Source organism: Pyrobaculum sp. (assembly GCF_049971835.1).
Taxonomy (GTDB): Archaea; Thermoproteota; Thermoprotei; order Thermoproteales; family Thermoproteaceae; genus Pyrobaculum.
On the sequence record NZ_JBMFKV010000193.1, the window covers coordinates 1 to 3,292 of the forward strand.

A 3,292-nucleotide genomic window follows, 5' to 3' on the forward strand; every position below is an offset into this window, starting at 1 on the left:
CTACGACCGTGTTCTCGTTGACGTCGAAGGCGACCACCGCCTCCGGCTCCCTCGGCGGCTCCGGCTCCACCTCGTATACGAAGACGGCGTACACTCTGTTTTTGATACGCTTAAGACGTATCGTAGACGCCCTCTTGGCCCTCCCCGTCCTCACCAGCCACTCAAACCTCCAGAACCTCTTGTGCGGCCACAGCTCTACCACATGCCTACTGGACATGAGGCGTATGGATAGCGACGTGAGGGAGGCGAGGCGCCACGCGGTATCGGCGACATAGGGCGCCGCGTGCCTGACCGCGGGAGGCCTTCCGCCAGCCTCAGCCCAGCCGTTGTACGTCTCCACGGCATCCTTCACCGCCTGTGTCTGGTAGGCAGATGACAATCCCATCTGCCTCACAAGGTCCTTCACTTCGTGCCAGGCCTTGAAGAAGCCAACCCTCCTCTCACCATACTTCTCCACTAAGTGGTCTACCACCAGCCGCTTAACCCTCTTGTACCCCCTCTCAAGCTCAAGGAAGTCCAGAAACTGGTTGCCATCCAGCAGAAGCGGAACAGCCACAGAACGCCTAGCCACCATATTCAAAATGAGACTCTGTTAAAAGCCTACCCCGACCAAAAAGGTCGATGTGCTTATAAGCGCAAGTTGTTTAAAAAGGGGGGGATATATACGTGAAGAAGAGGGGTGCGATTCTGGTGGAGGAGGTGCTCCTGTTGCTGGTGGCGATTGCGCTCATCAGCGCATTTGCGCTCACCGTTACGGGAGTTGTGAAAGGCGCTGTAAACGAGATACTGGGGTTCCGCAACGCCACGAACAACTTCCTCAACGGCCTGCTCGACGCTGTTAAGCAGTTGGTTGGAATCTCTTAGGTTTTAAAACCACTCCTTTTTTCTCTTGTGAAGATCCCTCTTTGGATCGAGGCGTCTAGGCTCAGGGTGTTGGTATTCGGCGGCGGCTCCGTGGGGACGCGCAGGGCCAAGTTCTTCGCCTCCGCCGGCGCGTCGGTGAGGGTGTTGACCAGAGAAGCCACGCCGGAGCTGAAGGAAGCAGGCGTAGAAATTAAGTTGGTAGATCTCTACCAGTACGATCCTGCGGGGGACGTGGAGTGGGCTGACCTCGTCGTAATTGCAGTGAACGACCCCGCGCTGGCTGAGAGGCTGTTTAAGATAGCGGAGGCCGCCGGGAAGCTCGTGAACGACGCCACAGACGCCTCGAGGACTCACGTCGTGGTGCCGTATGAAAGAGCCGTGAGCGGGCTTAGGGTGGCGGTGACAAGCGAGGGCGCCGCCGGGGCGCCGGCGCGGCTGTCCCTGGACATAATAGAGAGCTGTCTGAAAAAAAGCTGGATACCGGCGTTTTACGAGGTATACAGAGAGCTGAAAAAAGAGGCGAAGGACGCCATAGGCGACGTAAAGACACGGCTTAAATTCTACCAGACTCTTAGCGAAGACGCCGAATTCCTCGACCATATTAAAAACGGGAGGATACAAGAGGCGCTTGCCAGAGGGAGGCGGATCATGGGGAACCTGCTCTCGGCAGGTAGACAGCTACGCCCGTGAAGTCCGGGGCGTGTTGAAAGCTTAATTACCCACAAGACCTGCAGTTCCATGAAGTTTCCGCTGGCTAGGCCCAGGAGGCTTAGGGCGAGCAAGATTATACGCGACGCCGTCGCCGAGACTCGACTCGACCCCGCCGTATTTATCTACCCCATATTCGTAAAGCCAACGGGGGGAAGGGAGCCGATACCCTCAATGCCAGGTCAGTACCGCTGGCCCGTGGGGGAGGAGCTGGTTAGGCACGTAGAGGAGGCGCTCTCCCTGGGGGTCAACAAGGTCATCCTCTTCGGCGTGGTGCCAGACGAGGTGAAGGACGCGGTGGGCTCGCCGGGGTACGACCCACACGGCGTCGTGCCCAGGGCCATACGCCTCCTCAAAGAGACCTTCGGGGATAGGCTTCTGGTGTTCGCCGACGTGTGCCTTTGTGAATACACGGACCACGGCCACTGCGGCGTGGTTAGGCAGAAGGGGGGGAGGTGGTACGTGGACAACGACGAGACGGTGAAGCTCTACGCTAAGGAGGCCGTTGTGTACGCAGACGCAGGCGCGGACTTCGTGGCGCCCAGCGGCATGATGGACGGCCAGGTGGCGGAGATTAGGAAGGCGCTGGACGCCCACGGCTTCCACGAAGTGGGGATCATGGCCTACAGCGCGAAGTACGCCTCGGCCTTTTACGGGCCGTTTAGAGTCGCCGCCGCCTCGGCGCCGAAATTCGGCGACAGGAGGACGTACCAGATGGACCCGAGAAACGCCTACGAAGCACTGAAAGAGGTGTCTATGGACCTGGAGGAAGGGGCCGACATCGTGATGGTGAAGCCGGCCCTCGCCTACCTCGACGTCATTAGGCTGGTAAAGACGCACTACCCCTGGGCCCCCCTCGCCGCGTACAACGTATCCGGGGAGTACTCAATGGTGAAGGCCGCCGCCTCCCAAGGCTACATCGACGAGAGGATCGTCACCCTAGAGATCCTCACCGCAATCAAGAGGGCAGGCGCCGACGTGATACTGACGTACCACGCCCTCGACGCGGCGAGGTGGCTCAGAGAAGGGCAACCATTTTAATGTAGAGAACGGAGATAGCCCATGAATTCGAGACTGGTCGACCTCCTTATGGAGGTGCAGTACAGCTTTCCACTTGTGGAGAGGCCATACGCCGAGGTGGGGCGGAGACTCGGCGCCGAGGAGGAGTGGGTAATAGCGAGGCTTAGGGAGGCGGTTCTAGAAGGGGTTTTGAAGAGGATCGGCGCCATACTGAACTACAGGTCGAAAGGCCTAGTGGCGGCGCTGGTGGGCATGGCCGTGCCCGACGGCGTCATAGAGGAGGTAGCCGCCGAAGTGAATAGAGACCCCTACGTAAGCCACAACTTCCAGAGAGACTACAAGCCCTACAACCTCTGGTTTGTCACCAAGGCTAACAGCGCCGAGGAGCTGGAGGCCAAGGTGGCTGGCATCGCCAAGAGGTACGGCGTGGACTACATAGTGCTTTACTCGCTGAGGAGCTACAAGGTAGATGTCCGCTTCGACTTGAGGAGGGGCATCTCCTGGACCAGGGGCTACGTAATGCCTGAAAACCCGCCATCTATAGGCGGGCTGGGGATACCCCACGCCTTTTTCAGCAAGATCAAGTCCCTGCCCCTCACCCCCGAGCCTTTTAGAGAAGCCGCCGCGGTGGTGGGGAGAAGCGTGCCGGAGACCCTAGACATGATCAGAGAGCTTATTGGGAGGGGCGTCTTGAGGGATC

Annotated in this window: 4 protein-coding genes and 1 pseudogene; 4 read left to right on the plus strand and 1 reads right to left on the minus strand. The window is 59.1% G+C overall.

The genetic code is table 11. The annotated features are described in order from the left end of the window. A pseudogene (locus tag ACP5J3_RS12140) lies at window positions 1-571 on the minus strand (hypothetical protein); the annotation flags it as partial. A gap of 95 nt (window positions 572-666) precedes the next feature. On the opposite strand from ACP5J3_RS12140, the gene ACP5J3_RS12145 reads away from it, so the two are divergent. The 4 genes from ACP5J3_RS12145 to ACP5J3_RS12160 all read left to right on the plus strand — a co-directional run. Beyond that, window positions 667-864, plus strand: coding sequence for a hypothetical protein (locus ACP5J3_RS12145; RefSeq protein ID WP_428495932.1), 198 nt, complete (start codon window positions 667-669; stop codon window positions 862-864). A gap of 27 nt (window positions 865-891) precedes the next feature. Continuing rightward, the gene (locus tag ACP5J3_RS12150; RefSeq protein ID WP_428495933.1) at window positions 892-1,554 is read left to right on the plus strand and encodes a precorrin-2 dehydrogenase/sirohydrochlorin ferrochelatase family protein; all 663 of its coding nucleotides are present in this window, start codon (window positions 892-894) and stop codon (window positions 1,552-1,554) included. A gap of 48 nt (window positions 1,555-1,602) precedes the next feature. Next, the gene (gene hemB / locus ACP5J3_RS12155) at window positions 1,603-2,613 is read left to right on the plus strand and encodes a porphobilinogen synthase (protein WP_428495934.1); all 1,011 of its coding nucleotides are present in this window, start codon (window positions 1,603-1,605) and stop codon (window positions 2,611-2,613) included. A gap of 21 nt (window positions 2,614-2,634) precedes the next feature. Next, on the plus strand, window positions 2,635-3,292 hold a 658-nt coding region (locus ACP5J3_RS12160; protein ID WP_428495935.1), incomplete at its 3' end, for an Lrp/AsnC family transcriptional regulator.